The 26,833-nt window shown below is 56.7% G+C and carries 27 protein-coding genes and 3 tRNA genes; 9 read left to right on the forward strand and 21 right to left on the reverse strand.

Annotated features, from left to right (window positions below):
• Nucleotides 1-10: 10 nt before the first annotated feature.
• From nadR to serB, 3 genes are all read right to left on the reverse strand, one after another.
• Nucleotides 11-1,243: a multifunctional transcriptional regulator/nicotinamide-nucleotide adenylyltransferase/ribosylnicotinamide kinase NadR gene (gene nadR, locus MMW58_RS24940; protein ID WP_241722314.1), complete on the reverse strand. Its 1,233-nt coding sequence runs from the start codon at nucleotides 1,241-1,243 to the stop codon at nucleotides 11-13.
• A gap of 107 nt (nucleotides 1,244-1,350) precedes the next feature.
• Nucleotides 1,351-2,733, reverse strand: coding sequence for a DNA repair protein RadA (gene radA / locus MMW58_RS24945; protein ID WP_133600718.1), 1,383 nt, complete (start codon nucleotides 2,731-2,733; stop codon nucleotides 1,351-1,353).
• Between the two features lie 9 nt (nucleotides 2,734-2,742).
• Nucleotides 2,743-3,714, reverse strand: coding sequence for a phosphoserine phosphatase (serB, locus tag MMW58_RS24950; protein WP_159237545.1), 972 nt, complete (start codon nucleotides 3,712-3,714; stop codon nucleotides 2,743-2,745).
• Between the two features lie 103 nt (nucleotides 3,715-3,817).
• Between serB and MMW58_RS24955 the strand changes: the two genes are divergently transcribed.
• Nucleotides 3,818-4,453 (forward strand): YtjB family periplasmic protein, encoded by a 636-nt coding sequence (locus MMW58_RS24955; protein ID WP_241722315.1) that lies wholly within the window; start codon nucleotides 3,818-3,820, stop codon nucleotides 4,451-4,453.
• Between the two features lie 11 nt (nucleotides 4,454-4,464).
• Complete coding sequence (gene lplA / locus MMW58_RS24960; protein ID WP_241722316.1) at nucleotides 4,465-5,481, forward strand: lipoate--protein ligase LplA; 1,017 nt, start codon at nucleotides 4,465-4,467, stop codon at nucleotides 5,479-5,481.
• Between the two features lie 86 nt (nucleotides 5,482-5,567).
• On the opposite strand, the gene deoD is transcribed toward lplA, so the two are convergent.
• The 12 genes from deoD to MMW58_RS25020 form a co-directional block, all read right to left on the reverse strand.
• Nucleotides 5,568-6,287 carry a purine-nucleoside phosphorylase gene (gene deoD, locus MMW58_RS24965; RefSeq protein ID WP_041143950.1) on the reverse strand — a complete coding sequence of 240 codons (720 nt, stop codon included), beginning with the start codon at nucleotides 6,285-6,287 and terminating at the stop codon, nucleotides 5,568-5,570.
• Nucleotides 6,288-6,344: 57 nt separating this feature from the next.
• Entirely contained in the window at nucleotides 6,345-7,568 is a 1,224-nt protein-coding gene (gene deoB, locus MMW58_RS24970) for a phosphopentomutase (protein ID WP_133600722.1), read from the reverse strand.
• Nucleotides 7,569-7,620: 52 nt separating this feature from the next.
• Nucleotides 7,621-8,943, reverse strand: a complete 1,323-nt coding sequence (gene deoA / locus MMW58_RS24975; protein ID WP_241722317.1) for a thymidine phosphorylase — start codon at nucleotides 8,941-8,943, stop codon at nucleotides 7,621-7,623.
• 156 nt (nucleotides 8,944-9,099) lie between these two features.
• Nucleotides 9,100-9,879: a deoxyribose-phosphate aldolase gene (gene deoC / locus MMW58_RS24980; RefSeq protein ID WP_159237547.1), complete on the reverse strand. Its 780-nt coding sequence runs from the start codon at nucleotides 9,877-9,879 to the stop codon at nucleotides 9,100-9,102.
• A gap of 439 nt (nucleotides 9,880-10,318) precedes the next feature.
• The gene (locus MMW58_RS24985) at nucleotides 10,319-11,095 is read right to left on the reverse strand and encodes a TatD family hydrolase (RefSeq protein ID WP_133600725.1); all 777 of its coding nucleotides are present in this window, start codon (nucleotides 11,093-11,095) and stop codon (nucleotides 10,319-10,321) included.
• A complete protein-coding gene (locus tag MMW58_RS24990; RefSeq protein WP_133600726.1) occupies nucleotides 11,095-12,168 on the reverse strand; it encodes a patatin-like phospholipase family protein in 1,074 nt (357 codons plus the stop codon). Before MMW58_RS24990 ends, MMW58_RS24985 begins: the two co-directional genes overlap by 1 nt.
• Before the next feature lie 142 nt (nucleotides 12,169-12,310).
• Nucleotides 12,311-12,472, reverse strand: coding sequence for a DUF1328 domain-containing protein (locus tag MMW58_RS24995; RefSeq protein WP_004857650.1), 162 nt, complete (start codon nucleotides 12,470-12,472; stop codon nucleotides 12,311-12,313).
• Between the two features lie 121 nt (nucleotides 12,473-12,593).
• Nucleotides 12,594-13,205 carry a molecular chaperone OsmY gene (gene osmY, locus MMW58_RS25000; protein ID WP_133600727.1) on the reverse strand — a complete coding sequence of 204 codons (612 nt, stop codon included), beginning with the start codon at nucleotides 13,203-13,205 and terminating at the stop codon, nucleotides 12,594-12,596.
• 218 nt (nucleotides 13,206-13,423) lie between these two features.
• Nucleotides 13,424-15,013, reverse strand: a complete 1,590-nt coding sequence (prfC, locus tag MMW58_RS25005) for a peptide chain release factor 3 (RefSeq protein ID WP_041143943.1) — start codon at nucleotides 15,011-15,013, stop codon at nucleotides 13,424-13,426.
• A 91-nt stretch (nucleotides 15,014-15,104) separates the two neighbouring features.
• Entirely contained in the window at nucleotides 15,105-15,782 is a 678-nt protein-coding gene (yjjG, locus tag MMW58_RS25010; RefSeq protein WP_159237548.1) for a pyrimidine 5'-nucleotidase, read from the reverse strand.
• 14 nt (nucleotides 15,783-15,796) lie between these two features.
• Complete coding sequence (rimI, locus tag MMW58_RS25015; RefSeq protein ID WP_159237549.1) at nucleotides 15,797-16,243, reverse strand: ribosomal protein S18-alanine N-acetyltransferase; 447 nt, start codon at nucleotides 16,241-16,243, stop codon at nucleotides 15,797-15,799.
• Entirely contained in the window at nucleotides 16,212-16,625 is a 414-nt protein-coding gene (locus MMW58_RS25020; RefSeq protein ID WP_041143940.1) for a DNA polymerase III subunit psi, read from the reverse strand. The genes rimI and MMW58_RS25020 overlap by 32 nt, the downstream gene beginning before the upstream one ends.
• Nucleotides 16,626-16,799: 174 nt before the next feature.
• Here MMW58_RS25020 and rsmC point away from each other — a divergent pair, with 174 nt between their 5' ends.
• The 4 genes from rsmC to MMW58_RS25040 all read left to right on the forward strand — a co-directional run bounded on the left by rsmC (nucleotide 16,800) and on the right by MMW58_RS25040 (nucleotide 18,314).
• A complete protein-coding gene (gene rsmC, locus MMW58_RS25025) occupies nucleotides 16,800-17,828 on the forward strand; it encodes a 16S rRNA (guanine(1207)-N(2))-methyltransferase RsmC (protein WP_241722318.1) in 1,029 nt (342 codons plus the stop codon).
• Between the two features lie 170 nt (nucleotides 17,829-17,998).
• Nucleotides 17,999-18,084, forward strand: a tRNA-Leu gene (locus tag MMW58_RS25030).
• 28 nt (nucleotides 18,085-18,112) lie between these two features.
• A tRNA-Leu gene (locus MMW58_RS25035) sits at nucleotides 18,113-18,198 on the forward strand.
• 30 nt (nucleotides 18,199-18,228) lie between these two features.
• Nucleotides 18,229-18,314: transfer RNA gene (locus MMW58_RS25040), tRNA-Leu, on the forward strand.
• A gap of 22 nt (nucleotides 18,315-18,336) precedes the next feature.
• On the opposite strand, the gene MMW58_RS25045 is transcribed toward MMW58_RS25040, so the two are convergent.
• Nucleotides 18,337-18,576, reverse strand: a complete 240-nt coding sequence (locus MMW58_RS25045; RefSeq protein ID WP_045860323.1) for a DUF1435 domain-containing protein — start codon at nucleotides 18,574-18,576, stop codon at nucleotides 18,337-18,339.
• 262 nt (nucleotides 18,577-18,838) lie between these two features.
• Between MMW58_RS25045 and MMW58_RS25050 the strand changes: the two genes are divergently transcribed.
• Entirely contained in the window at nucleotides 18,839-19,885 is a 1,047-nt protein-coding gene (locus MMW58_RS25050; RefSeq protein ID WP_241722319.1) for a GGDEF domain-containing protein, read from the forward strand.
• 112 nt (nucleotides 19,886-19,997) lie between these two features.
• A complete protein-coding gene (gene fhuF / locus MMW58_RS25055) occupies nucleotides 19,998-20,786 on the forward strand; it encodes a siderophore-iron reductase FhuF (RefSeq protein WP_133600732.1) in 789 nt (262 codons plus the stop codon).
• A 43-nt stretch (nucleotides 20,787-20,829) separates the two neighbouring features.
• On the opposite strand, the gene MMW58_RS25060 is transcribed toward fhuF, so the two are convergent.
• The gene (locus MMW58_RS25060; protein WP_241722320.1) at nucleotides 20,830-22,173 is read right to left on the reverse strand and encodes a PTS sugar transporter subunit IIC; all 1,344 of its coding nucleotides are present in this window, start codon (nucleotides 22,171-22,173) and stop codon (nucleotides 20,830-20,832) included.
• Nucleotides 22,174-22,511: 338 nt separating this feature from the next.
• On the opposite strand from MMW58_RS25060, the gene MMW58_RS25065 reads away from it, so the two are divergent.
• Nucleotides 22,512-22,970 (forward strand): YbaK/EbsC family protein, encoded by a 459-nt coding sequence (locus tag MMW58_RS25065; RefSeq protein ID WP_041143935.1) that lies wholly within the window; start codon nucleotides 22,512-22,514, stop codon nucleotides 22,968-22,970.
• Between the two features lie 14 nt (nucleotides 22,971-22,984).
• Here MMW58_RS25065 and bglJ read toward each other — a convergent pair whose 3' ends face one another.
• From bglJ to pobA, 4 genes are all read right to left on the reverse strand, one after another.
• The gene (gene bglJ / locus MMW58_RS25070; RefSeq protein ID WP_241722321.1) at nucleotides 22,985-23,662 is read right to left on the reverse strand and encodes a DNA-binding transcriptional activator BglJ; all 678 of its coding nucleotides are present in this window, start codon (nucleotides 23,660-23,662) and stop codon (nucleotides 22,985-22,987) included.
• Complete coding sequence (locus tag MMW58_RS25075; RefSeq protein WP_241722322.1) at nucleotides 23,623-24,345, reverse strand: helix-turn-helix domain-containing protein; 723 nt, start codon at nucleotides 24,343-24,345, stop codon at nucleotides 23,623-23,625. Before MMW58_RS25075 ends, bglJ begins: the two co-directional genes overlap by 40 nt.
• A 225-nt stretch (nucleotides 24,346-24,570) precedes the next feature.
• A complete protein-coding gene (locus MMW58_RS25080) occupies nucleotides 24,571-25,440 on the reverse strand; it encodes a helix-turn-helix domain-containing protein (RefSeq protein WP_241722323.1) in 870 nt (289 codons plus the stop codon).
• A 23-nt stretch (nucleotides 25,441-25,463) separates the two neighbouring features.
• Entirely contained in the window at nucleotides 25,464-26,648 is a 1,185-nt protein-coding gene (pobA, locus tag MMW58_RS25085; RefSeq protein ID WP_133600736.1) for a 4-hydroxybenzoate 3-monooxygenase, read from the reverse strand.
• Nucleotides 26,649-26,833: the final 185 nt, after the last annotated feature.

Genomic DNA, 26,833 nt, shown 5'->3' on the forward strand with positions numbered 1-26,833 from the left:
ATCGCGCCCGTTAGTCCGGCTCGCCCATCAGCTGCTTCACCAGCTCAACGCAGCGCAGAAAGCGCGTATCGTAGTCCGCCTCTTTCACGTGCACGAAGTTTATTTCGTTCTCTTTCAGCAATGACACCAGCAGGGTCTGGAACTCCGTACGATCCACCGAGCTTCCCAGACTGCGTAAACCGTCGGCCACCCACGGCGTGTTGTTCTCCAGCAGGATAACCAGGTCAAAACGGTACTCGTCGATCAGCGCCTGGACGAAGGGATGCTCGCGGCCTTCGTACTTCAGACAGAACGCCTGGGTACTGACAAAATCGGTATCGATGAACGCCACTTTATTGGCATATTTCACAGCGAAATCAATGTACTGAGCGTGTCCGAGCGCAATTTTATCATAGTCAGAATACTGCAGCGCCATCTCGTCGCCGCCCAGATGCGAGAAGACGTAGTCCCGACCGTACTCCCAGGCGCTGGTGGTATTGAAGATGTTGGCCAGCTTATTGACCAGCGTCGATTTACCGCTCGATTCGCCGCCGAGGATCGCCACCGTGCGCACGAAGAACGGCTTCACTTCGGTGGGAATATATTCCCAGTAGCGGAACGGGTTTTCGCGAATCTGCCCGCCGCTGATGTTCATAAAGGTTCGCTTAGGATCGATCAGTACCGTTTCGATCCCCAGCTGCTCCAGATACTGCGGCGCGTCGGACTCTTCTGAGGAATAGATCCAGTTTGGCTGAATGCCCTTCTCGTCCATAAAGGCGCGGATCCCTCGGCTCCAGACGTCCCAGCCGTGCGGATAAGGCTCCATCCCCTCTTCATTAAAGGCGTGAATGCGGATGTTTTTCTGATACTTGAACGTTTGCAGCAGCCAGCGCAGACGGTCGGGCACCGTCGGCTGCTGCGACATGGCGCTCTCTTCAAACAGCTGGCGGTCGCGGGTATCGTCATAGCCCATGATGATATGCAGCTCGTCGACCTGGCTGCAGGCGCGCTGGATCAAATAGATATGGCCGGTATGCAGCGGGTAAAACTTACCAAACACCACGCCGACGCTTTTCTGCCGACGCGGGAACTCAAGGCCGAGAAAGCGGTGCAGAGCTTCCAGCTTCTGCGCGCTCGGGCTTTTAATTTTCGCATTCAGCAGCTGGCTCAGATAGCCTTTGGTCATCCCGCTGGCTTCAGCCACCTGCTGTAGCGTGCAGCCTTTTTGCTTAATCGCGGTTTTGAGATAGTCGAACGATGACACAAGAGCCTCCTGCTTGAGCAATACTGAAAAAATATCCTGTGGGTTTCTGATGGCGGCAAGCGAACGCCGCCAACACACCTGCCGCCGGAAAGACGACGGATATTTAATTATAAGTCGTCAAAAACGCTTAGCGCATCCGCAAGCTTTTTCACGCCAAAGATTTGCATCCCTTCCGGTACTTTTTTCGGCACGTTGGCGGCCGGGACTATGGCGCGGCGGAACCCGTGCTTGGCCGCCTCGGAGATGCGCTCCTGGCCGCTGGGCACCGGGCGGATCTCGCCGGACAGGCCCACTTCGCCAAACACCACCAGATCGTGCGGCAGCGGACGATCCCGCAGGCTCGACACCATCGCCAGCAGCAGCGCCAGGTCCGCGCTGGTTTCCGCAACCTTCACCCCGCCAACGACGTTGACGAAGACGTCCTGGTCGGACATCTGCAGGCCGCCGTGACGGTGCAGCACCGCCAGCAGTATCGCCAGCCGGTTCTGCTCCAGCCCCACGGCCACCCGGCGCGGGTTGGACATCATGGAGTGATCGACCAGCGCCTGAATCTCCACCAGCAGCGGACGGGTGCCTTCCCAGACCACCATCACCGAGCTACCGGAAGTGACCTCATCGCCGCGGCTGAGGAAAATAGCCGAAGGGTTGCTGATTTCGCGCAGCCCCTGCTCGGTCATCGCGAAGACCCCCAGCTCATTCACCGCACCGAAGCGGTTTTTATGGCTGCGCAGGGTGCGAAAGCGGGAATCGGCGTCGCCATCCAGCAGCACAGAGCAGTCAATACAGTGTTCGAGCACCTTCGGCCCGGCCAGCGAGCCGTCTTTGGTGACGTGACCCACCATAATAATCGCCACGTCGCGGGTTTTGGCAAACCGCGTCAGGTAGGCGGCGGTCTCACGCACCTGGGCCACGCTGCCCGGCGAGGACTGCACGTCGGCCATATGCATCACCTGGATCGAGTCAATAACCATCAGCTGCGGCTTTTCTTCGTCGGCGATCTGGCAAATTTGCTCAATGCTGGTTTCGGAGAGCATGTTGAGATTGGCCGTCGGCAGCCCCAGACGATGCGCGCGCATCGCCACCTGCTGCAGCGACTCTTCCCCGGTGACGTACAGGGTTTTCATGCCTTCCGCCAGCCGGCACAGCGTCTGGAGCAGCAGCGTCGATTTCCCCGCACCCGGGCTGCCGCCAATCAGAATCGCGCTCCCCGGCACCACGCCGCCGCCAAGCACGCGGTCAAACTCTTTAAAGCCGGTGGAAAAGCGCGGCAGCGCCTCAAGGCTGATCTCCGAAAGTTTCTGCACCTTCGACGCGCCGGCATTACCGGCGTAGCCCGTCAGACGCTCGTTTCTCGCCACCTGCGGCGAAGCGGCAATACGCACCTCGGTGATGGTATTCCAGGCATGGCAGGCGCTGCACTGCCCCTGCCAGCGGGGGTAATCCGCACCACATTCATTACAGACAAATGCGCGTTTTGGAGCTTTCGCCACGTTAACCTCTTACTTTTGGTTCATGCTGCCCGAGAGAATACAGAATACCCCCATCAGGTCAGCGTGGCGGATCGTTACTTCCGCCAGCTCGTTCACTTTCGGTTTCGCATGATAGGCGATACCGAGGCCCGCGGCCTTGATCATCGGCAGATCGTTGGCGCCGTCGCCGATCGCCACGGTTTGCGCCGGCGGAATTTCATATTTTTCCGCCAGCTTGCGCAGCGTCGCGGCTTTGTATTTAGCATCAACGATATCACCAATCACGTTGCCGGTTAGCCTGCCGTCCATGATTTCCAGCTCATTAGCGAACACGGCGTCAAGATGCAGCTTGTCGCGCAGGTATTCCGCAAAGAACGTGAAGCCGCCGGAGGCGATAGCCACCTTCCAGCCCAGCGCTTCCAGCTTCAGCACCAGCTGGGTCAGCCCCGGCATCAGCGGCAGCGCGTCACGCACCTGCAGCAAAATATTGGCATCGGCATCTTTCAGCGTCGCCACCCGCTGGCGCAGGCTGGCGGTAAAGTCCAGCTCGCCGCGCATCGCGCGTTCGGTCACTTCCGATACCAGCTCGCCGGTTCCCGCAAGCTTGGCGATTTCATCGATACACTCAATCTGAATGGCGGTGGAGTCCATATCCATTACCAGCAGCCCCGGCGAGCGCAGGTGCGGGATTTTACCCAGCGGCGCGACGTCCAGCCCGGCTTCATGCGCCAGTCGGGTCGCGCGCAGGGTCAGAGAGCCGGCCAGACGAATAACCTGATAGTCTTCAACGACCCAGGAGGCGACGATAACCAGCGCCGCGCCCAGCTCACGCTGCCAGTCGGTTAAACGGCGCTTATCAAGGCCCCGGCCGTAGAGCAGCCAGCCGCTGCGTCCGGCGTGATAATCCAGCGGCATGACCTCATCACCGCTCAGCGAAAGCGGTAATCCAGGCCACAGGGAAACATCTTCGGGCAGATCGCACCAGGTCAAACTGTTTGGCATTACGGCTCCAGGTTTCTTCATTCAGGCGAGGAAAATAACGCATGAGGCTACCTTGTAACCAGCGCTTCTGGCAACATTAAGCTGCAAATATTAAAGGTGGAATATGGTACGCGCAAAACTGAAATTCCGACTGCATCGCGCCGTCATCGTTCTGATCTGTCTGGCGCTTCTTGTCGCCCTGATGCAGGGCGCCTCGTGGTTCAGCCAGAACAGCCAAAAGCAGCGTAACCCGCAGCTGGAAGAACTGGCCCGCACGCTTGCCCAGCAGGTTTCGCTAAATGTAGCGCCGCTGATGCGCAGCGAAACGCCCGATGAGAAGCGCATCGGTCAGCTGCTGGAGCAGCTGACCCGACAGAGCCGCATCCTGGATGCCGGGGTCTATGACGACCAGGGCGACCTGGTGGCGCGCTCCGGCGAAGGCGTCAACGTCCGCGACAGGCTCGCCCTCGACGGCAAAAAGGCCGGCGGCTACTTTAATCAGCAAATCGTCGAACCTATTCAGGGCAAAAACGGTCCGCTCGGCTACCTGCGCCTGACGCTGGATACCCATACGTTAGCGACCGAGGCGAAACAGGTGGATAATACCACCAATATTCTCCGCCTGATGCTGCTGCTATCGCTGGCTATCGGCGTCGTGCTAACCCGCACCCTGCTGCAGGGTAAACGCACCCGCTGGCAGCAGTCGCCATTCCTGCTTACCGCTAATAAGCCGGTACAGGACGAAGATAAAGATGAATAAGGAAATTGCCAATGTCGACGCTACGCCTGCTGCTTTCCGACTCCTACGATCCGTGGTTCAACCTCGCGGTTGAGGAGTCTATTTTCCGCCAGATGCCGGCAACCCAGAGAGTGCTGTTCCTGTGGCGCAATGCCGATACGGTGGTGATTGGCCGGGCGCAAAACCCGTGGAAAGAGTGCAACACCCGCCGGATGGAGGAGGATAACGTGCGTCTGGCCCGCCGCAGCAGCGGCGGTGGCGCCGTTTTTCACGATCTGGGCAACACCTGCTTTACCTTTATGGCGGGCAAGCCCGAGTACGATAAAACCGTCTCCACGCGTATCGTCCTCGAGGCGCTTAACGCGCTGGGCGTCGCGGCGGAAGCCTCCGGGCGCAACGATCTGGTGGTGAAAACCGCCGAAGGCGACCGCAAGATCTCCGGCTCCGCCTACCGTGAAACCATGGATCGCGGTTTTCACCACGGCACGCTGCTGCTGAACGCCGATTTAAGCCGTCTCGCCAACTACCTCAATCCGGACCAAAAAAAGCTGCAGGCCAAGGGGATAACCTCGGTACGCGGCCGGGTTGCCAATCTGGTGGAGCTGCTGCCTGGCATTACGCACCGTCAGGTTTGCGCCGCCATTGAAGAGGCTTTTTTCAAACATTACGGCGAGCGGGTGGAAGCCGAAGTCATTTCGCCGGATAAAACCCCCGATCTGCCGAACTTTGCCGAAACCTTTGCCCGTCAGAGCAGCTGGGAGTGGAATTTTGGCCAGGCGCCGGCCTTCTCTCACCTGCTGGATGAGCGCTTTCGCTGGGGAGGCGTCGAGCTGCATTTTGACGTCGAGAAGGGGCATATCACCCGCACGCAGGTGTTTACCGACAGCCTGAACCCGGCGCCGCTGGAAGCGCTGGCCGCGCGGCTGCAGGGCTGTGCGTATCGCGCCGAGGCGCTACAGCAGGCATGCGAGGCGCTACGGGTCGATTTCCCCGAGCAGGAACAGGAGCTAGGCGAGCTGTCCGCATGGATAGCGGGTGCGGTACGGTAATGGCAGGAGGCGGCTATCCGGCAGCGGCGTTCGTGCCTTAGCCGGAAACTGCGGCCCTCCCCGCATCGGGGGGAGAGCCGCTCATCTTACTCTTGATCGCCCAGCAGAACGGATTCCAGCGCGATTTTGATCATATCGTTGAAGGTGGTCTGACGCTCGGCAGCGGTGGTCTGCTCGTGCGTACGGATATGGTCAGAGACGGTGCAGATAGTCAGCGCTTTTGCACCGAACTCCGCCGCCACGCCGTAGATACCGGCCGCTTCCATTTCCACGCCCAGAATGCCGTATTTTTCCATCACGTCAAACATCGACGGGTCCGGCGTATAGAACAGATCGGCGGAGAAGATGTTACCAACGCGCGCGTCAACGCCCAGCGCTTTCGCGGCATCAACGGCGTTGCGCACCATGCCAAAGTCGGCGATAGCGGCAAAGTCATGGTCTTTAAAACGCAGGCGGTTCACTTTGGAATCGGTGCAGGCGCCCATACCGATAACCACGTCGCGCAACTTCACGTCAGCGCGTACCGCGCCGCAGGAACCGACGCGAATGATTTTCTTCACGCCGAAATCGGTGATCAGCTCTTTGGTATAGATGGAGCAGGATGGGATACCCATACCGTGGCCCATAACGGAGATTTTGCGGCCTTTGTAGGTCCCGGTGAAGCCCAGCATGCCGCGCACGTTGTTCACTTCGCGCACGTCTTCAAGGAAAGTTTCCGCAATGTGCTTCGCGCGCAGCGGGTCGCCCGGCATCAGCACGACGTCAGCGAAATCACCCATCTCGGCGTTAATATGTGGAGTTGCCATCGTTTTATCCTTTTATATTTAAATGCATGAAGGGCGGGAAGTTCCCGCCCAAATCCATCAGAACATAGCTTTGCCGTAGTCCATCGCGGAAGTGCCGAAGTAGCTCGCCAGCGTTTGGCCGATATCCGCGAAGGTTTCGCGGTGGCCAAGCGAACCGGGTTTAACCTTCGGACCGTAAACCAGTACCGGAATATGTTCCCGGGTATGGTCGGTGCCCTGCCAGCTTGGGTCACAGCCGTGATCGGCGGTCAGGATCAGAACGTCATCTTCCCCGACCAGCGCCATCAGCTCAGGCAGGCGGCGGTCGAACAGCTCCAGGCCCGCGGCGTAGCCGGCGATATCGCGACGGTGGCCCCATGAAGAGTCGAAATCGACGAAGTTGGTGAAGACGATTGTCTTGTCGCCCGCTTCTTTCATCTCTTTGATGGTCGCGTCAAACAGCGCGTCCAGGCCGGTCGCCTTCACTTTTTTGGTGATCCCGCAGTTCGCGTAGATATCGGCAATTTTACCCACCGACACCACGTGGCCGTCTTTCTCATCCACCAGCTTCTGCAGCACGGTGGCGGCAGGCGGCTCAACGGCGAGGTCATGGCGGTTACCGGTGCGCTGGAAGTTGCCCGCCTTGTCGCCGATAAACGGACGCGCAATCACGCGGCCGATGTTGTAGCCGCCTTCGGTCAGCTCTTCGCGCGCAATTTCGCACAGCTCATACAGCTTATCGAGACCGTAGGTCTCTTCGTGACAGGCAATCTGAAACACCGAGTCAGCGGAGGTGTAGAAAATCGGCTTGCCGGTTTTCATATGCTCTTCGCCGAGCTGATCCAGAATGACGGTACCGGAAGAGTGGCAGTTGCCGAGGTAGCCCGGCAGGTTTGCGCGCTTAACCAGCTTGTCCAGCAGCTCCTGCGGGAAGCTGTTCTCGTGTTCCGGGAAGTAGCCCCAGTCGAACAGCACCGGCACGCCGGCGATTTCCCAGTGGCCTGACGGCGTATCTTTACCGGAAGAGAGTTCGTGCGCCCACGCATAGGCGCCGACAACTTCCGCATTTCCATCCATTCCAGCCGCGATGGAACCCGTAGAACCTTCATGCGCTTTTACCAGACCGAGACGGGTCAGGTTTGGTAAATTCAGCGGGCCTTTGCGGCCGATGTCGGCTTCCCCTTTGGCACAGGCTTGCGCAATGTGCCCGAGGGTATCTGCGCCAACGTCGCCAAAGCGAGCAGCATCTTCAGTCGCACCGATGCCGAAGGAGTCCAGCACCATAATAAATGCACGTTTCATATTATTCTCCGTACCTTTTGCGCTGCAAAAAAGCGATCAGATCAGTATACAGCTATTCAGTAATGCGACGATAGACCGTCGTCGTTTCTTTCGGTGCGGTATCGTCCAGTTTTATTGCCGCCTTCACGGCTTTGGCGGCCTCCTGCCAGCTGGATTCATCTTTCGCATGAATCACCGCCAGCGGCCGCTGCCCGTCAACGCTATCGCCAAGGCGGGCCATATCGGTAAAGCCGACGCTGTAGTCAATCGGGTCGGATGCCTGGCGACGACCGCCGCCCATCGACACCACCGCCATGCCCAGCGCGCGGGTGTCCATTTCAGCGACAAACCCTTCGCCATCGGCATAAACCGCCTTGCTCAGCATCGCGGTCGGCAGATATTTATCATAGTTTTCAACGAAATCGTTCGGGCCTTTCTGCGCAGCCACCATTCGGCCAAAGACCTCGGCCGCTTTACCGTTATCCAGCACCGCCTGCAGCTTCGCCCGCGCGTCGGCGTCGTCCTGGGCCAGCTTGCCGGAAATCAGCATTTCGACGCACAGCGCCATGGTCACGTCAAACAGACGCGGATTGCGGTATTCGCCGGTCAGGAACCGCACCGCTTCGCGGACTTCGACGGCGTTACCGGCGCTGGAGGCCAGCACCTGATTCATATCGGTCAGCAGCGCGGTGGTGCGCACGCCCGCGCCGTTGGAGACGCCAACGATCGCTTCGGCCAGCGCCGCAGAGAGTTCGTAGGTCGGCATAAAGGCGCCGCTGCCCACCTTCACGTCCATCACCAGCGCATCCAGGCCTTCAGCCAGCTTTTTCGCCAGAATAGAGGCGGTGATCAGCGGAATCGAGTCCACCGTCGCGGTAATATCGCGGGTGGCGTAGAAGCGCTTGTCGGCAGGCGCCAGCGAGCTGGTCTGCCCGATGATAGCCACGCCGACATCCTTAATGATGTCGCGGAAACGGCCGTCGTCCGGGAAAATATCAAAACCGGGGATCGCTTCCAGCTTGTCGAGCGTTCCGCCGGTATGCCCCAGTCCGCGACCGGAGATCATCGGCACGTAGCCGCCGCATGCGGCGACCATCGGGCCAAGCATCAGCGACGTGACGTCGCCCACGCCGCCGGTGGAGTGCTTATCCACGATCGGCCCGTTAAGATTGAGGCTTTTCCAGTTCAGTACGGTTCCTGAATCCCGCATCGCCATCGTCAGCGAAACGCGTTCTGGCATAGTCATATCGTGGAAAAAAATGGTCATCGCCAGGGCGGCGATCTGCCCTTCGGAGACGGTATTATCGCGGATCCCGTTGATGAAAAAGCGGATTTCATCATCGCTCAGCGCGTGACCATCACGTTTTTTACGAATAATTTCTTGTGCGAGAAACAAGGTAACCCCCTGAGGAATAAGGTCAAACACGACGGGCGGCGTTATCTGCGCCCGTGCTAAAATCCTGAAGCCCGGCCGCACGTTGCGGCACCGGGGATCTCCCGGCCTCGGCGCTGGCGCGCTTCGTCCGGGATACGGTTATGTCACCGTTACGTCTTAGTAGCTGCTGGCGCTCTTACCGTCGCCGTGGCCCAGCGCTTTCAGCAGGCTAGCCAGCAGGCTTGACGCGCCAAAACGATAGTGACGCGAGTCAGCCCACTGTGCGCCGAACAGCTCATCGGCAATCGCCAGGAACTGCTGCGCGTCTTCCGCGCTGCGCACGCCGCCCGCTGGCTTAAAGCCTACGGTTTCCTGTACGCCCATATCGCGGATAACTTCCAGCATGATGCGCGCGCTTTCCGGCGTGGCGTTTACCGGCACTTTACCGGTAGAGGTCTTGATGAAATCCGCGCCCGCTTTGATGGAAATTTCGGAGGCTTTGCGGATCAGCGCTTCTTCTTTCAGCTCGCCGGTTTCGATAATCACTTTGAGCAGAACGTTAGCCGCCGCGCAGGCCTCTTTACAGGCTTTAACCAGGTCGAATCCAACCTGCTCGTTGCCGGCAATCAGCGCCCGGTACGGGAATACCACGTCAACTTCATCGGCGCCGTAGGCGATCGCGGCGCGGGTTTCCGCCAGGGCGATATCGATATCGTCATTACCGTGCGGGAAGTTGGTCACCGTGGCGATATGGATATCCGGCGTGCCCTGCTCATTCAAGGTTTTACGAGCAATCGGAATAAAGCGTGGGTAGATGCAGATAGCGGCCGTGTTACCGACCGGCGTTTTTGCCTGATGACACAGCGCAATCACCTTCTCATTGGTGTCGTCGTCATTCAGGGTGGTCAGGTCCATCAGTTTCAATGCGCGCAGGCTGCTTGCAGATAAATCAGTCATTTCATACTCCGACGGCGTATTGCCGGTTGAATAGTTTGTCACCTTGCGAGTCTGTTACTATTGTAACATCACCTCGCCGCTACACTTCGACATCCATCACAGTTAATGAAAACTAATTACTAACTTGCATAACCATAATGAGATGTAAATCACATAAAAATGCCAGTACTCACCGTCTCAGCGACAAGTTTTCTTTAAGCATAATCAGAATTCCTCATCGTGCGACAATGTTATTATTATAACATACAGGCGACGTAAAACTCGACACCAGCGCGCATGTATTGTGCTAAAGAAAGAGGGTTTATGCGATTATAGATTGAAAAATAACGATTTTAATCAACACCAGGGAATGATGGAATTTTCACAAACAAGGGAGCCGTAGCGTGAGTTTTGCCGCCGCCACGGCCCAGAGGGCGGGTTTCGCTTGTTAAGCGAGGTGTTATAGCCTGCCAAACAGCGCTTCGGTGTTGCTCAGGAGAGCCTCGGCGATAGCATCCGCCGGCTCCTGGCGCAGCTCGCACAGAGTGGCAAAGACCCGAGCCGCCTGCTCCGGGCGGTTTGGCTCTCCCTGAAAGCCGTTTAGCGGCATATCCGGAGCGTCCGTTTCCAGCAGCAGCGCCGACAGCGGCAGACGCGACATGACCTCACGCGTTTTGCTGGCGCGGGGATAGGTAATGGTTCCGCCAACGCCAATTTTGTATCCTGACTGCACGAAACGCTCCGCCTGCTGCAGGCTGCCGGCAAAGCCATGCACCACCCCGGTACGCGCCAGAGCGTGCTTTTTCAGCAGCATCGCCAGCTTATCGTGGGTGCGTCGCGAATGAAGGATAACCGGCAAATCATAGCGTTTTGCCAGCCGCAGCTGCGCCTCAAGAACCGCCTGCTGGCGATCGAACTGCGGGTCCTCACGATAGAGATCGAGGCCAATTTCCCCAATCGCTACCACCTTCGCGCTGCGCTGCTGCAGGCACGCCTCAAGCCGCTGAAGGCTGCTCTCGTCATGACGCTCAATCACTATCGGATGCAGGCCCAGCGCGGCATACAGCGCATCATGCTGTGCAGCCAGGGCCAGCACGCGGGGAAAATTGTCCGCCTCGGTGGCGGGAACAATAATCCGCATCACTCCTTCACGCGCGGCCCGGGCGATGCTGTCCGTTTCATCATCGGCAAACGGCGGGAAATCGAAATGACAGTGGGTATCGATAAACTGCCGCATTACGCCAGATCCTCATTATCGAAGCTGGCATCGTTGGCCTGCGCGGCGTCAATCAGGGTTGCCTGGTGCGCATCGTTGGCCACGGAAGCCGGCGGCACCACCACCGGCGCGGGCACCGCGAGACGCGGCATATGCCGCAGCAGCGGCGGGCGGTCGGCCAGCAGCTTGCCCACCGTTGCCAGGAAATAGCGACCGCACTGACGGCCGGTTTTATAATCCTCCAGCAGCGCCGGCAGCCGGCTCCCCAGGGCCATGCTTTTTAACGGCTTCTGCGGGTAGATTTCGAGGATCCGCAGCTTATCCGGCGGCTTATCAATAAACTGCTGGGTGGCGCGGTAGGTGGCCTCATGGTGCTGGACCAGATTGACAAACGGCTGCAGGCTGCTTTCGCCGAGCCAGCGCTCCATACGTTTAAACCACTGCGGGGTATAGTACATCTGCGACGGAACCGTGCGGATCACCACAATCGTCTGCGCGCCGCGTTTTGCCGCCTCCTGCACCGGGATCGCGTCGCTGACGCCGCCGTCGAGATAGCTGATACCGTCAAGCATCACGCCGCTGCGATAAAATCCGGGGATCGCGCTGGAGGCGCGGATCTGATCGAGCCAGGTGGACTGCGTCGGGGAAAAGTAGTTAGGGGTATAGTCATCGCCGCGGCAGGCGCACATCCACAGCTCTTTGCCCTGCGCAAACCGATCTTCGGCGTAGCTCATCGCCAGAGGCATTTTTTGCGCCGTGGTTCCTACCAGCCAGTCGAGGTCGATAAGATTCCCGCCGCGCACGAAGCGCATCGGGTCAAAAAACTCGCGGGAGGTAGTGTAACGCGTGATCACCTTGCGCGCGTAGCCCTGCTGGTTGCACATATAGGCGGAGAGATTTTGCGCCCCGGCAGAGGTGCCGAGCATAATGTCAAAAGGGTTAAATCCGGCGCGCATGAACTCATCCAGCACCCCGGCGGTAAAAATCCCCCGTTGTCCTCCCCCCTCACACACCAGGCCAAGCTTGCCCGGGTGAAAAGGTTTAACCGATAATGGCGCAATGTTGCCAAGCGTGACGGGAATTCGATGCCCCACTCTGTCTTCCTGTTTGCTTATTCTATCGCCTCAAGGTAACGCAATTTTTAACCCCCTGATACAGCAAAAGCCAGTCATATAGACTGGCTTTATGTAAAACACTATTTCATCAATACGCTTACTGCCGTTCTGGCCTTAGCATCTACGGGCGCCGGCGCCCGGTAAACAGGCTGACAAGGAACAGAATAATACCGACGACAAAGACAATTTTTGCCGCCCAGGCTGCCGTACCCGCCAGGCTACCGAATCCTAAAGCGGCGGCAATTAAGGCGATGACCAGAAAAATAATGCCCCATCGAAACATAATGCTCTCCTTACCATAGTGGATAACGGTCGCTTTTCTACGCGCTCAGGTCGCGCAGGCACCAACCCTGTCGTGCTCTATTAAACGGCAGTCGCCGAAAAAATTTATTTATTGAACGGTGTTATTGGACGCTGAGGTCATTTTTCACGGTTTTTACGCCGGTGACGGCTTTGGCTATCTCAACGGCGCGTTCTGCCTGCTGACGAGATGCCACCGTCCCGGACAGACGCACGGTGCCAGCGCTGGTTTCAACCGTCACCTTTCGCGAAGGGACAATATCGTCGGCCAGCAGCTTAGCTTTGATTTCGCTGGTAATCGCCGTATCGCCAGCGTAGCCCTTCAGGCTTGCAGGCTGCTCGTTGGCGACGCTCAGCTTGTCGTTGACCGTCGAGACGCCTTTAACCTCCTTCGCTATTTTGACCGCCTGCTCTTTCTGCTCGGTGCTCTCTACCGAGCCGCTCAGGGTGACCGCTTTGTTCTCAGTTTTCACCGAGATATCCGTGCTGCGGATGCTTTTATCATCGATCAGCGCCGCCTTAACTCTGGCAGTAATGGTGCTGTCGTCCATAAAGTCGCCGACTTTATTCATCGAGCTATCGACAGCCTGCCCGGCGCTGTTGGCAACGGACTTTGCGCTGTCCGTCGTTGAGTTGTCCGCATATGCCGAGGCGCTGATCATAGCCGAGCCCAAGAAGAGCGCCAGCAGCTTGCTGGTATTCTTTCGTCTTGTCATGGTGATCTCCTCGTTATTTCTATATCGGTAAAGCAAAATAAGTAGTTTATTAAGCCAGCATTTTGAAAATTGCTTATTAAATATAGTAGAAGGTCGTAAGGAAGGAGGGAAATATGCATAAAAAAACGGGACAACGGAAAAAATTAAGAACTTTCTTTAGCGGTGGGAACGGCAGGGAAATCGAGCAGAGCGCGGCTCAGACCGCGCTCCAGAAGGGATTAGTGCTCGCGCGTTTTGCGGAACATCACTTCAGGGTAACGCTCCTGAGTCAGGTTAAGGTTCACCATCGTCGGGGCAATATAGGTCAAATTATCGCCGCCATCGAGAGCCAGCTGAATTTCGTTTTTACGCTTAAACTCTTCGAATTTCTTCACGTCGGTCGATTCGACCCAGCGAGCGGTCGCCACGTTGACCGATTCGTAAATCGCTTCCACGTTATATTCGCTCTTCAGGCGCGCAACCACCACGTCAAACTGCAGCACCCCGACGGCCCCGACGATCAGATCGTTATTAGCGATCGGACGGAAGACCTGTACCGCGCCCTCTTCAGAGAGCTGAACCAGCCCTTTGAGCAGCTGTTTCTGCTTCAGCGGATCCTTCAGACGAATACGACGGAACAGCTCCGGCGCGAAGTTCGGAATGCCGGTGAACTTCATCATCTCGCCCTGGGTGAAGGTATCGCCAATCTGAATGGTGCCGTGGTTATGTAAGCCGATAATATCGCCAGGGTAGGCTTCTTCAACGTGCGAGCGATCGCCGGCCATAAAGGTTAGCGCGTCGGAAATCACCACGTCTTTGCCAATACGCACCTGACGCAGCTTCATACCCTTTTCATACTGCCCGGAAACCACGCGCATAAAGGCCACGCGGTCGCGGTGTTTCGGATCCATGTTGGCCTGAATTTTAAACACAAAGCCGGTGAACTTCTCTTCTTCCGCGCGGACTTCGCGCGTATCGGTCTTGCGCGGCATCGGTGCGGGCGCCCAATCCACCAGGCCATCCAGCATATGATCGACGCCGAAGTTACCTAAAGCCGTCCCGAAGAAGACCGGGGTGATTTCCCCAGCCAGGAACAGCTCTTTATCAAACTCGTTGGAGGCACCCTGCACCAGCTCCAGCTCATCGCGCAGCTGCTGCGCGAGGTCTTCACCGACCGCGCTGTCGAGATCCGGGTTATTCAGGCCCTTAATAATGCGGACTTCCTGAATAGTATGGCCTTTGCCGGTCTGATAGAGATACGTTTCATCTTTATAGAGATGGTACACGCCCTTAAACAGCTTCCCGCAGCCAATCGGCCAGGTGATCGGCGCGCAGGCGATGCGCAGCTCGTTTTCAACTTCGTCCAGCAGCTCCATCGGATCGCGAATATCGCGATCGAGCTTGTTCATAAACGTCAGGATCGGCGTGTCGCGCAGACGGGTTACTTCCATCAGCTTACGGGTACGATCTTCGACGCCTTTGGCCGCATCGATAACCATCAGGCAGCAGTCCACCGCCGTCAGCGTACGATAGGTATCTTCAGAGAAGTCTTCGTGGCCCGGGGTATCCAGCAGGTTAACCAGGCTACCGTGATACGGGAACTGCATCACCGACGTGGTAATAGAGATACCACGCTGCTTTTCCATCTCCATCCAGTCCGATTTCGCGTGCTGGTTGGAACCGCGGCCTTTAACGGTACCGGCGGTTTGAATCGCCTGTCCGAACAGCAGCACCTTTTCGGTGATGGTAGTTTTACCGGCATCCGGGTGAGAAATAATGGCAAAAGTGCGGCGCTTGGCCACCTCCTGCAGATAAGGAGACAACGTCATAATTGAATCTTCTTAGTAAACGCGGCAACCGGCCACGCATGTTAAATACGAAAAATTGCGGCTATTTTACCCATCAACGGGGGGGAGGCAATCAGTGTTTACACAGGAGCTGCTCCAGTTCGCTTAACGAGGTTACCGTCCAGTCCGGGCGGAGATCCTCAGGCAGCTCGCGCTGATGGGCGTTGAGCCAGCAGGTCGCGAGGCCGGCGTTGACGCCGCCGCGGATATCAGACTCCGCGGTGTCCCCCACCATCAGCACGCGGGAACGATCCGCAACGCCCGCCTGCGCCAGGGCGTAGTCAAAGATCCGCGCATCCGGTTTTGCGACGCCGACTTGTTCAGAAATAATCAATAAATCAAAGTGATCGCGCAAACCGGTTCGTTCCAGACGGATCTGCTGCAGCGAGGTGAAGCCGTTGGTAATAATCCCCATCTTCACCTTGCCCTGCAGCGCATTTAGCAGCGATACCGCCCCGGGAAGCGGCGAACAAATCTCGGCCATGGCGTTCATAAACGCATCGTTAAGCTCGCCCGGCGGCACGCTCAGGCGGCTGGCCCAGCTATCAAAACGCTGGTGCTGCAGCTGAAGCGAGGTGATAGCGCCGTTTTGGTAGTCCACCCACAGCGGCTTATTCACGGCCTGATAGTCCTGAAAATCTTCAGCGGTAAACGTCACGCTATAGTCGAGGAACATCCGCTGTAAACCGGTGAAGGAGTCAAACGTAAACAGCGTTTCATCGGCATCAAAGAAAATCCAGTCCCACTTCATCGTATCACCTTGTCTTACATGCTTAGCGGTAGAGCCATAATGAGTGCATCCTCACGGCCGTCGGCGGTGGGGTAGTAGTTGCGGCGGATGGTCGCCTCGTTAAAGCCCAGGCTTTCATACAGCGCAATGGCCGCAGCGTTAGAGGCGCGAACCTCCAGCCACAGCGTGGCAACGCCGCGTTTTTCAACCTCATCAATCACCCGTTCCAGCAGCTCGCGACCCAGGCCGCGCCGCTGGAAGGACGGATCGACGGCGATGTTAAACAGCGTCGCCTCGTCCAGCACAATTTGCGTAATGGCAAAGGCCGCCATTTCACCATCGACCGCCAGCCGGAGATTCAGGTAGCGTTCTCCCTGATTGCTGGCGAAGGTTTGCTCGCTCCACGGAAAAGCGTGGGCGCGGGTTTCTATTTGCCAGGCTCGGGGCAAATCAGCCGTGTTGAGGGTAGAAATCGTGTTCATGTGCGCAGATTTGTTGCCAGAGCGCCATACGGGCAGGCGCGCTGGTCTGAAGTTCATCAAAAGCGGGCGAGGTTACCTGTGCGCCCGCCAGCAGCAACGGTGCGTCCGTGCCTAGCCGCCAGCTGTTACAGCGGCCGTTCTGCGGCAGCATCGCCACGCGGTCTGGCGTCAGCTGCAGCACCTGATCCGGCGTCAGCGCCAGCGCGCGTAGAACGTCGCCGATTAGCGGTTCGCTGAGCGACGGCGGATTTTCCGCCACCATCACCAGACGAATATGCCCAGCCAGTGAGATAGCGATTTCGCCCTGCAACGCCCCGGGGCGACGCAGCGACCACTGGGTAATGCCCAGCTGCTGTAATTGCCAGTCTCGTCGGGATGTCATAGCGAAACACTCCTGTTAATCAAGCGCGCAATATAGCAAATCCGTCGTATTTGCGCCAACAAACTCCGCCCTGTCGGCGGCGGAATACGGCGACGCTCGCAGGGACAGCCAACAAAGAGGCAGCGCTAAGGATAACGTGTATAATCGGCGCCAGTCTTAATGAAGGAGTGTTTCATGTCTGCTTTTACCCCGGCAAGTGAAGTCTTGCTGCGCCACAGTGATGATTTCGAGTCCGCCCGCGTTCTGTTTGCCGGTGACCTGCAGGATGACCTGCCCGCACGTCTGGACACCGCTGCCAGCCGCGTTCACACCCAGCAGTTTCACCACTGGCAGGTGCTGAGCCGCCAGATGGGCGAGAGCGCCAGCTTTGGCCTGGTGGCGCAGGCCAGCGACGTCGCCGATTGCGATACGCTGATTTACTACTGGCCGAAGAACAAGCCGGAAGCCCAGTTCCAGCTGATGAACCTGCTGTCGCTGCTGCCGACCGGTATCGATATTTTCGTGGTCGGTGAAAACCGCAGCGGCGTGCGCAGCGCCGAGCCGATGCTGGCCGACTACGCGCCGCTGACCAAAGTTGACAGCGCCCGCCGCTGTGGACTGTATCACGGTCGCCTGGAAAAACAGCCGACCTTCGACCCTGAGCAGTACTGGGGCGAATATCCGCTCGATAACCTGACGATTAAAACCCTGCCGGGCGTATTCAGCCGCGACGGGCTGGACGTCGGTAGCCAGCTGCTGCTCTCAACGCTGACGCCGCATACCAAGGGCAAAGTGCTCGACGTCGGCTGCGGCGCGGGCGTGCTGGCGACCGTACTGGCAAGCCATTCGCCGAAGGTCCGCTTAACCCTCTGTGACGTCAGCGCACCGGCGGTAGAGGCCAGCCGCGCCACCCTCGCCGCCAACGGCATTGAAGGTGAAGTCTTCGCCAGCAACGTGTTCTCCGAAGTTAACGGCCGGTTTGACATGATCATTTCCAACCCGCCGTTCCATGACGGCCTGCAGACCAGCCAGGAAGCGGCGCAAACCCTGATTCGCGGGGCGGTACGCCACCTCGGCAGCGGCGGCGAGCTGCGCATTGTCGCTAACGCCTTCCTGCCTTATCCGGACGTGCTTGACGAAATCTTCGGCTTCCACGAAGTTCTCGCGCAGACCGGCCGCTTTAAGGTCTACCGCACCGTGATGACCCGCCAGGCGAAGAAATAGCGCCTCGCTACCGCCCGGCGACGTAACCACGCGTCGCCGGCCTTTTACCGCCTCCCGCCGCGCCTTTTTGCAACAATCAATTCCGCCAGCACAATTAACTATTGACGAATAGCTGAAAACCACTAGAATGCGCCTCCGTGGTAACGATACTTTCATAGTGTCGATGGTATGCGAAGGTGGCGGAATTGGTAGACGCGCTAGCTTCAGGTGTTAGTGTCCTTAGGATGTGGGGGTTCGAGTCCCCCCCCTCGCACCATCATCCACGTAGATATCGCTCGCACTGTGCGAAGGTGGCGGAATTGGTAGACGCGCTAGCTTCAGGTGTTAGTGTCCTTAGGATGTGGGGGTTCGAGTCCCCCCCCTCGCACCAACGAGGCGATATCGAAATTAAGAATACTGTGCGAAGGTGGCGGAATTGGTAGACGCGCTAGCTTCAGGTGTTAGTGTCCTTAGGATGTGGGGGTTCGAGTCCCCCCCCTCGCACCAATATTCTTACTCTCCCTCTGAATTACCCCATCAGCCTTAAATTCAACGTCATCAGCATAATCCCGCTGACCAACGCCACGCATGACGGCAGCAATACGAAATGACGTAGCTGTCGGTGCCAGATCATCACCGCAGACATCAGCAGTCCCAGGGTTACCAACCCGCGCCAGGCATCCAGCGACAAATCAGCAAATCCAAGAGCAGCAATGACTGCGCCCGGAAGCAGCATGCCCCACCCGCTGCCTAAAGTCCGCTGCAACATCTTTTCACCTCTCATAACGATAATGATAACCAATATCATATGATAGCTTTTATCATTTGTCATGTTAACCAGAGCGGATACTTTATTCTTTACGTTTGCGGTAATGACATACATTCATGAAGGTGATAAATTAAGCGCGAAACGCTTATATATTAAAACATTTGATTATTTCGCAAAAACCTTATATTGCGCATTGCTTTTTATTGTTCATTTTTGGCAGCCATCATTTTGAAATTTAACGACTAATAATGATATCCCCCATATGACTGCACAATCCTGGCGAGCTCATTACGAAAAAAAATATCAGTATTCCTTACGGCTTTTTTTAGTCCTTAATTTGATTTCAGCACTCTTATCCCTGGCCAGCCCGCTCTTTACCGTCGTGAGCATAACCCTGCCCTGCACCCTGATTTTCGCCTGCAGCGCCGGTTTAATGTTATGGCACTGGAAATTCGCCCAGCGCAGAATAAATATTTCCTTTATTTCTCTGATATTTGGTCTTCTGTGGGCCTGGCACGTTTGCGAAAAATCATCAATGATGCCACCGCCGCATTTTAACTTTCTGGTGATCGCCCTGTTAAGCGTCCTGTTTATTGGCGCAATCGCTTTTTCCAATAATATCATTGCCTTTACCCTGCACTCCTTCCCCACTTTTGTCGCCTGCCTAATCCTTGCGGAAGGCGAGCAGTGGCTGCGCATGCTCTACTGCTTCGTGCTGCCCATTGTCGGCATCACGATGCAAAACCTGATTCAGAAACGCAGCGATACCTTTACCCAGGGGCTGATGGATAAGCTGCTGAAGGAGCGTAATACGCTGAACGACCTGAGCATGCTCGACCCGCTTACCGGACTGTACAATCGCCGCGGTTTGCAAAACCGGCTGGATACCCTCCTGGCCCTGGATGGGAATAGCCATCATGTGCTGCTGCTGGATATCGATCACTTTAAAGCCTACAACGATCACTACGGGCACATGATGGGCGACCAGGCGCTGATTCAGGTCTCTGCCGCGATCCGTAACGCCGTTCGTTCACGGGATATTGTGGCCCGTTTTGGCGGGGAGGAGTTCATGGTGCTGCTGACCAACAGCACGGCGGAAACCGCTCAGCAGGCAGCAGAACGGATCCGCCAGCGGGTCTACGATCTGAAAATCGCCCATATGTTTAATGAAAGCGTCGCCACCAACGTTACCATCAGCATCGGGTTGACGCCGCTCATCGACGCCGATATCGACGGCGCCCTGAAGCGAGCCGACAGCGCGCTCTATGAAGCCAAAAACCTGGGCCGTAATATTATCCTCGCCAGCTGACCCCACCTCCGCGCCGCCAGGGAAGCGCCGCGCGGACAAAGATCTTGCCATCTTTTACGCAAGCAACTAGTATCAGCAATCATTATCATTTAGATTTGTATCTGGCGATCTGATGGCTTACCGTTCAATTCCATTCAGCAACGACATTATCTGGCAGGCCCCGTTTCAGCCGGCTGAGCGTGCGCTGGCGGATGCCATACGGGAAAAAATCACCGCCTTGCGCCCGCATCTGCTGGACTTTCTCCGTCTGGATGAAGAGGCCCCGTCCTGCGCGCTGACGCTTGCAGAGTGGTCCTCACCGGTTACCCTGAGCTCCCTGCTGGCCACCTACTCCGATCATATCTATCGCAATCAGCCAACGCTGCCGCGGGAACAAAAACCGCTGCTCTCACTGTGGGCGCAATGGTATATCGGCCTGCTGGTGCCGCCGCTGATGCTGGCCGTGTTAAGCGAAGAGCAAACCATCAGCCTGGCGCCGGAGCATTTCCGCGTCGAGTTCCATGAAACCGGCCGGGCGGCCTGCTTTTGGATCGACGTCCACTCCGCCACCGCCGGTAGCGGGCAGTCGCCGCAGTCGCGGATAGAAACGCTGGTCAATGACGCCCTGCAGCCGGTCATTCAGGCGCTGGAAGCGACCGGAGATATCAACGCGAAGCTTATCTGGAGCAATACCGGCTATTTGATTAACTGGTATCTGGGTGAGATGAAGACGCTGCTGGGAGAGGAGCGGGTGGCGGTTCTGCGCCAGCACTGCTTCTTTGAAAAGCAGTTTGCCGATGGCCGGGATAACCCGCTATGGCGTACGGTCGTTATCCGTGAAGGCGCGCTGGTACGGCGTACCTGCTGCCAGCGCTACCGCCTGCCGGACGTCCAGCAGTGCGGAGACTGTACGCTAAAATAATCCCCTTTTTCACGCGGGCGGCCTTAGCGCCGCCCGCCTGCTTTTATGCCGTTTGCTGGCTCTCTTCCGCCACGCGCTGGGCTTCTTCCGCCTCCTGCTCTAACAGCTGTTTCTCGTATACCTTAAAGAACGGGAAATAGATGATGGCTGAAACGCAGGCCAGAAGAATCACCAGGATCGCCGCGCGGAAATCCCAGCCCAGCGCCCATGCTGCGCCAATCGGCGCCGGCGCAGTCCAGGGGACAACCGAAATAACCCGGCCGATCAGATCCAGCTTCATTGCCGCCCAGGCGAGCACGGCGTTCACCATCGGCGACAGCAGGAACGGAATAAAGAATACCGGGTTCATGACGATTGGCGTGCCGAAAATAACCGGTTCGTTAATGTTAAACAGGCTCGGTACCACGCTCAGACGGCCAATAGACCGCAGATGGGCCGAGCGGCTGCGCAGATAGCAGATAACCAGTCCCATGGTGGCGCCAGAGCCACCTATCACAATGAAGAACGTCCAGAACGCCTCCATAAAGATGTGCGGTAACGGCGCACCATGTGCCAGAGCCTGCTGGTTCATACCCAGGTTGGTCAGCCAGAACATCTGCAGCATGCCGGAGACGATTGCCGCTCCGTGGATCCCTGCAAACCACAGCAGATGACCGATCAGTACCGCCAGTAAAATTGCCGGCAGTGAATCCGCGGCGGACACCAGCGGCTTAAAGACGGACATAATGGCCTGCGGAATAAGCATGTCAAACTGATGCTGAATAAACAGGCTGAGCGGATAGAGCGTCAGCACCACCACCAGCACCGGGATCAGCAGGTCAAACGAGTTTTTGATCATCGGTGGAACCTGATCCGGCAGGCGGATCCCGATGTTATGCGCCTTCAGAAAGCGCATCATCTCGACGCAATAGATCGCGACCAGGATCGCGGTAAAGATCCCCGTTCCGCCGAGGCTATCCACCGGTAAAGTGCCGCTCGTTTTCGGTGCTGCTACCAGCAGGAATGCCATAATTGACAGCATGCTGCACATAAAGGGATCGAGCTGGTGAGATTTTACGTAATGCTTGCCGAGGTTATAAGAAATCGCCGCGCAGATGTAGATAGACATAATGCCCATCGTCATATCGAACGGCGTCAGAATTCGTCCTTCAAACTCTTTTGCCAAATCCAGCCAGGCGCGCGCGAAGCCCCAGGTGGTATCAGGGGAAAACGGCGGATAGGCAAACACCAGCAGAAATGAGCCGACGATCATAAACGGCATGGCCGAGATGAAGCCGTCACGAATAGCCATCACGTGGCGCTGCGACGAGATTCGCCCGGCTACAGGGCTAATATAATTTTCTACAAAGCGGAATATCAGATTAAACGCAGCATGGTTAGCAGACATAGCAGCCCTCCTGACAGGCTATAGAAACAGGCCCAACAACGATTATCCTGCCGTTGTGATGAAACATGTTCTGTGAGCGAAAAAGCACATTAGCCATTCGCCCAGCTATACTGCTCAAGTCAGTACGATTCATACACGGCTCTTTGTTATAAGTGACGCAGGGAAGTTACCCATTCAGTATTCATCTGAGCGACCATAACCGCAACCGGTTACAGTAACCGGTTGCGGTGATTGTGAAGAAGATCCAGAAATTGGAAAAATTCTCGATTATCAGCCGGCAATATTACACTCCGCGAGGCTTATGCCAGATTAAAACGGGCATTAATCAGGAGATCCTAATGAGTCTGCAGTCCGTACGGCAGTTTTTTGCCGAACACGCCCCCGATATCGAAATCATCGAGCTCACGCAAAGTACTGCCACCGTGGCCCTCGCCGCCGCCGCGCATCACGTTGAGCCGGGACAAATCGCCAGGACCCTGTCGTTAAAGGTGAAAGACCGGGTGATACTTGTCGTCTCTCGCGGCGACGTGCGTCTGGATAATAAAAAGCTGAAGGACGCATTTGGGGCGAAGGCCCGCATGCTGAGCAGCGATGAGGTCGTCACTCTAACCGGGCATCCCGTTGGCGGCGTATGCCCTTTCGGCCTGGAAAACCCGCTGACGGTCTATTGCGATATTTCGCTGAAGCAGTATCAGGAAGTCCTGCCCGCGGCCGGCGCCATCCACAGCGCGGTGCGTATTTCTCCTGACCGAATGGCCCAGCTCACCGGCGCGACCTGGGTTGACGTTTGCCTGTAAAAACGGGCGGAGGGTTACTCGAGGCACTCCTCCGCCGCATCCTCGTCAAAAGCCGATAAATGCATCAGGATATCGGCCGCGCTCAGCAGGCCGAGATCTGAGCTGACGCCGAGCTTGGTCATGGCGTTGAACTTATGGGCGCGGATGGTTTTGATATTACGATCCAGCCGGGCCGCTATTTCTGGCAACGAATAGCCGTAGGTCATATAGCGAAGAATATGCTGTTCCGTTGGGCTCAGAATTTGGCTGCCGAGGCCCGGCCCTGGGTTAATCAGCGCCTCGTCCGCCTGCAGCGTCGGGTTAATCAGCTGAATAAGCTGCTCCTGCAAGCGCAGGCGGCAGATCGATTTATTCAGCACGCCGTGCAGCATGGAGGGCGTCAGCTGGCAGACTAAACGCGCTTCAGCGCTATCATGCGCTAAAACGATGCGCCGTATTTCAGGACTGGAACAGGCGATTTCATGAAGAAAAAGCAGGCTCTCCATGCGGAAGAGGCGATTGCTGAAAAGTGAAAAAATAACGGCGATAGCTTTTGTCGACTGCAGCGTCTGGCGCAGCGATTGGGTATCTTTAAAAAACCGCACAATATAATTACCTGCTCCCGCGCCGGTTAATATATGGCGCAGCGCCAGCTCGGTCAGCATACATTTTTCTACAACAGCGATATATCGAGGTGAGGTGTTTTTTCCCATTGCTTTTGTTCTCCAAAAGCGGCGTAGATATTCAGCTCCTTCATTCCCTGAGCGCTATTAATCCAGGCGTACATCTGCGCATTGCTGCGCAAAGAGAGGCGGCGCATAGCGCTATTTTTCTGCGCGCTAATCGTTTTATTACTCTTTTTCAGCAGCGCGGCAATTTGGTTAATTCCCCAGCCTTTCGCCAGCAAACGTAAAACCTTACGTTCAGAAAGCGTCAGAAAAATTGCCGTTGGCCAATTTTCTTCACTATTTCCTGACGCGGCGGATAAGAGCGTCTGGCTGATTCTCTCCCGCGTCGTGCCGTCCGCGTGAATAACCTCAAGCAGATGTTTTACGGACTCGTGGCTGGAAACGAGGGTGCTTTGCGCACAGACTAATATCTCCATGGCCTGGAGATCGCAGGCATGGCCAACCATATAGACCCAATGAATATCGCTATATTGGGTCATCAATGAGTGATACTCCCCGCACACCTCGCGGAGCTGATGGCTTTCACCTGATAAATCAGCGATAACCAGCACCGCCTGCCGCAGCTGAAGCAGAGTCAGCTCCTCCGGAGAGCCGCAAACGCCGAAGGCGTATTCGGGAAGGTGCTCCCCGGCAATTGCCTTCAGCCCACGCTGCATAACCGGTATTTTACTGATAATAATGCCGTATTTACCCTGTCCCGGTAACATAAACCCTCCGCTTCCCATCGAAGACTCGCGCCTTTAACAATAAAGATGAATAATTTGGCGGCCGTTATATTACTGTGCCAGATAGATCTTTATTAGTCTGGCGAGGAATTGAGCCTGACCTTGCCAACCATCAACGCTAACACAGGCAATAACGCTCAATAAGTTAGAAAAATTTAAAATCAAAGTTAGGAAAGGTAATTTATTACGGAGCAGAATAACGCTATTTCATTTGATGCTATTTCTGAAGGCCTTTGGCGACACGCCGCTGTAGCGTCGGAAAAAACGAGAGAAGTAGGTTGAATCGGAAAAGCCTAAATAATCAGATAGTTGAGCTATCGTCATCCCGGTATACTGCAGATTACGCCGCGCTTCAAGCATCAGCCGATGGTGCAACACCTCCAGCGCGCTGCGGCCATGAAATTCACGGCACAAATAATTAAGGTGCGTCGCCGATATACCCACCCGCCTGGCGTACTCTGCCAGCGGGAGATGTTCGCGATAGTGGCTCTCAATCAGACGAGAAAAGTGACGCATGGCGCTGCGTTTCCTCTCCGCTCTGTCTGCCGCTACCGGAGCCGGGAGGCAGCGTCGGTTCAGCCACACCAGCAGCGCGCCGAGCAGCGAATGGAGCATCATTTCGCGCGCATCAAGATCTTCACAGTACTCCTCGCGCAGCGCCGTAAACAGCGCCCGAACGTGGCCTCGGGAGCGCCTGACCGGCACGCACTGCGGCTGGCTAAGCACATCAAGCTGGCGGCCAAACTGGTTTTCAAAACGGCTGAGCAGCGGCAGCGCCAGCGAGAGCACGAATCCCTGGGTGCCCGGTGAAAAGCGAAATCCGTGAACGCACAGCGCCGGTACCACCTGGATGCAGGCTTCCGTCATCACGGTGGTCACGCCCTCAATCTCGATCTCAGCGCTTCCCTTATGGAGATACAGCAGCTGTACCAGCTCGGCGTGCTGATGCATACGGATATGCCATTCGTACAGGCTGCTGCGCTGCAAAATAGACTCGCAGTGCAGGAGATCCGGCGTCGGCCAGTCTCGTTCTTCCCCATACAGCTTAAACACGGGAACGCTATTCGCTGTCTGCATCGCGACTCCTGCCCTTTTCAACGCTACGCCACGCGCTCCATTGGCAGACCGACATAGTTTTCCGCAATGGTGGTCAGCCCGGCACGTGAGCCAAAATAATAGCGGCGATCGGCCGCCTGCATTTTTTTATCAAACTCGCTCTGCTGCGGGAAATCATGCAGCAGGCGGGTCATAAACCAGCTGAATCGCTCGCCTTTCCACACGCGATCCAGCGCAAAACGCGAGTAGCTGGCCAGCAGGTCGTCACGACCGTGGTGATAGTATTCGCGCAGGATCCGCCACAAATAGTTGACGTCTGAGGCGGCGAGATTCAGCCCTTTCGCCCCGGTTGGCGGCACGATATGCGCCGCATCCCCGACGAGGAAAAGCCTGCCGTACTGCATCGGCTCCACCACGTAGCTGCGCAAAGGCGCGATGCTCTTCTCAAGTGAGTGACCAGTCACTAACTTTGTAGAGAGCTCGTCCGGCAGGCGGTTCTTCAGCTCTTCCCAGAAGCGTTCGTCCGACCACTGCTCCACCTTATCGCTGAGCGGTACCTGTAAATAGTAGCGGCTACGAGTGAGTGAGCGCTGACTACAGAGAACAAATCCGCGTTGATGATGGGCATAAATCAGCTCGGGATTCACCGGCGGCGTATCGGCCAGCATCCCCAGCCAGCCAAACGGCCAGACGCTTTCATACTCTTTAAGAAGCTCACGCGGAATGCTTTGCCGCGACACGCCGTGAAAGCCATCGCAGCCGGCGATGAAATCGCAGCTCAGCCGGTGCGTTTCCCCGCCGCTGACGAAGGTGATGGCCGGCCGATCGCTTTTCGCATCGTGAATCACCACGTCGCTGACGCCGTAAACGATCGGCGCCCCGCAGTCGGCGCGGGCCGCCATTAAATCCCGGGTCACCTCGGTCTGGCCGTACACCATCACGCTTTTCCCGCCGCTGAGCGCCGTCAGGTCGAGCGGAACGCGCTGCCCCTCAAACAAAAACTCAACCCCGTGATGCACCAGCCCTTCCGCGTCCATCCGCTGCGCCACGCCTGCTTCACGAAGCAGATCGACGGTCCCGCTTTCGAGGATACCGGCCCGGATCCGCCCGAGGACATATTCAGGCGTCTGCCTTTCGAGGATAAGGGTTCGAATCCCCGCATTATGCAACAGCTGCCCCAGCAGCAGCCCGGAGGGGCCGGCACCGATTATCGCGACCTGAGTTTTCATAAGAGTGTCTCGCTCTCGAATGGTTAATTATTTGTTTGTTTTTTGTTTATTAAAAGTTCTCATGTGCATTTTTGATAAGTCAGGCGGCAAAAAGAAGGCAATAACGGCGGCAAAAACTGCACTTTTCAACAGTTTTAGCAAAGTGTGGTGCGGTTCAAAATTTATCCATGCCGCCGGGAGGCGGC

Origin of the sequence: Klebsiella sp. HC6 (assembly GCF_022605325.1) — a bacterium.
In the GTDB taxonomy this organism is placed as follows: Bacteria; Pseudomonadota; Gammaproteobacteria; order Enterobacterales; family Enterobacteriaceae; genus Klebsiella; species Klebsiella terrigena.

Bases quoted from the DNA above. Each gene is read 5' to 3' on its own strand.
- MMW58_RS25065 (WP_041143935.1), top strand. From the start codon at position 22,512: ATGAGTCTGCAGTCCGTACGGCAGTTTTTTGCCGAACACGCCCCCGAT.
- MMW58_RS25075 (WP_241722322.1), bottom strand. From the start codon at position 24,345: ATGTTACCGGGACAGGGTAAATACGGCATTATTATCAGTAAAATACCG.
- MMW58_RS24985 (WP_133600725.1), bottom strand. From the start codon at position 11,095: ATGCGGCAGTTTATCGATACCCACTGTCATTTCGATTTCCCGCCGTTT.
- MMW58_RS25045 (WP_045860323.1), bottom strand. From the start codon at position 18,576: ATGTTGCAGCGGACTTTAGGCAGCGGGTGGGGCATGCTGCTTCCGGGC.
- serB (WP_159237545.1), bottom strand. From the start codon at position 3,714: ATGCCAAACAGTTTGACCTGGTGCGATCTGCCCGAAGATGTTTCCCTG.
- deoC (WP_159237547.1), bottom strand. From the start codon at position 9,879: ATGACTGATTTATCTGCAAGCAGCCTGCGCGCATTGAAACTGATGGAC.
- MMW58_RS25050 (WP_241722319.1), top strand. From the start codon at position 18,839: ATGACTGCACAATCCTGGCGAGCTCATTACGAAAAAAAATATCAGTAT.
- rimI (WP_159237549.1), bottom strand. From the start codon at position 16,243: ATGAACACGATTTCTACCCTCAACACGGCTGATTTGCCCCGAGCCTGG.
- MMW58_RS25080 (WP_241722323.1), bottom strand. From the start codon at position 25,440: ATGCAGACAGCGAATAGCGTTCCCGTGTTTAAGCTGTATGGGGAAGAA.
- MMW58_RS25020 (WP_041143940.1), bottom strand. From the start codon at position 16,625: ATGACATCCCGACGAGACTGGCAATTACAGCAGCTGGGCATTACCCAG.
- MMW58_RS24995 (WP_004857650.1), bottom strand. From the start codon at position 12,472: ATGTTTCGATGGGGCATTATTTTTCTGGTCATCGCCTTAATTGCCGCC.
- osmY (WP_133600727.1), bottom strand. From the start codon at position 13,205: ATGACAAGACGAAAGAATACCAGCAAGCTGCTGGCGCTCTTCTTGGGC.
- MMW58_RS24955 (WP_241722315.1), top strand. From the start codon at position 3,818: ATGGTACGCGCAAAACTGAAATTCCGACTGCATCGCGCCGTCATCGTT.
- pobA (WP_133600736.1), bottom strand. From the start codon at position 26,648: ATGAAAACTCAGGTCGCGATAATCGGTGCCGGCCCCTCCGGGCTGCTG.
- bglJ (WP_241722321.1), bottom strand. From the start codon at position 23,662: ATGGGAAAAAACACCTCACCTCGATATATCGCTGTTGTAGAAAAATGT.
- rsmC (WP_241722318.1), top strand. From the start codon at position 16,800: ATGTCTGCTTTTACCCCGGCAAGTGAAGTCTTGCTGCGCCACAGTGAT.
- lplA (WP_241722316.1), top strand. From the start codon at position 4,465: ATGTCGACGCTACGCCTGCTGCTTTCCGACTCCTACGATCCGTGGTTC.
- deoB (WP_133600722.1), bottom strand. From the start codon at position 7,568: ATGAAACGTGCATTTATTATGGTGCTGGACTCCTTCGGCATCGGTGCG.
- prfC (WP_041143943.1), bottom strand. From the start codon at position 15,013: ATGACGTTGTCTCCTTATCTGCAGGAGGTGGCCAAGCGCCGCACTTTT.
- fhuF (WP_133600732.1), top strand. From the start codon at position 19,998: ATGGCTTACCGTTCAATTCCATTCAGCAACGACATTATCTGGCAGGCC.
- MMW58_RS25060 (WP_241722320.1), bottom strand. From the start codon at position 22,173: ATGTCTGCTAACCATGCTGCGTTTAATCTGATATTCCGCTTTGTAGAA.
- yjjG (WP_159237548.1), bottom strand. From the start codon at position 15,782: ATGAAGTGGGACTGGATTTTCTTTGATGCCGATGAAACGCTGTTTACG.
- deoD (WP_041143950.1), bottom strand. From the start codon at position 6,287: ATGGCAACTCCACATATTAACGCCGAGATGGGTGATTTCGCTGACGTC.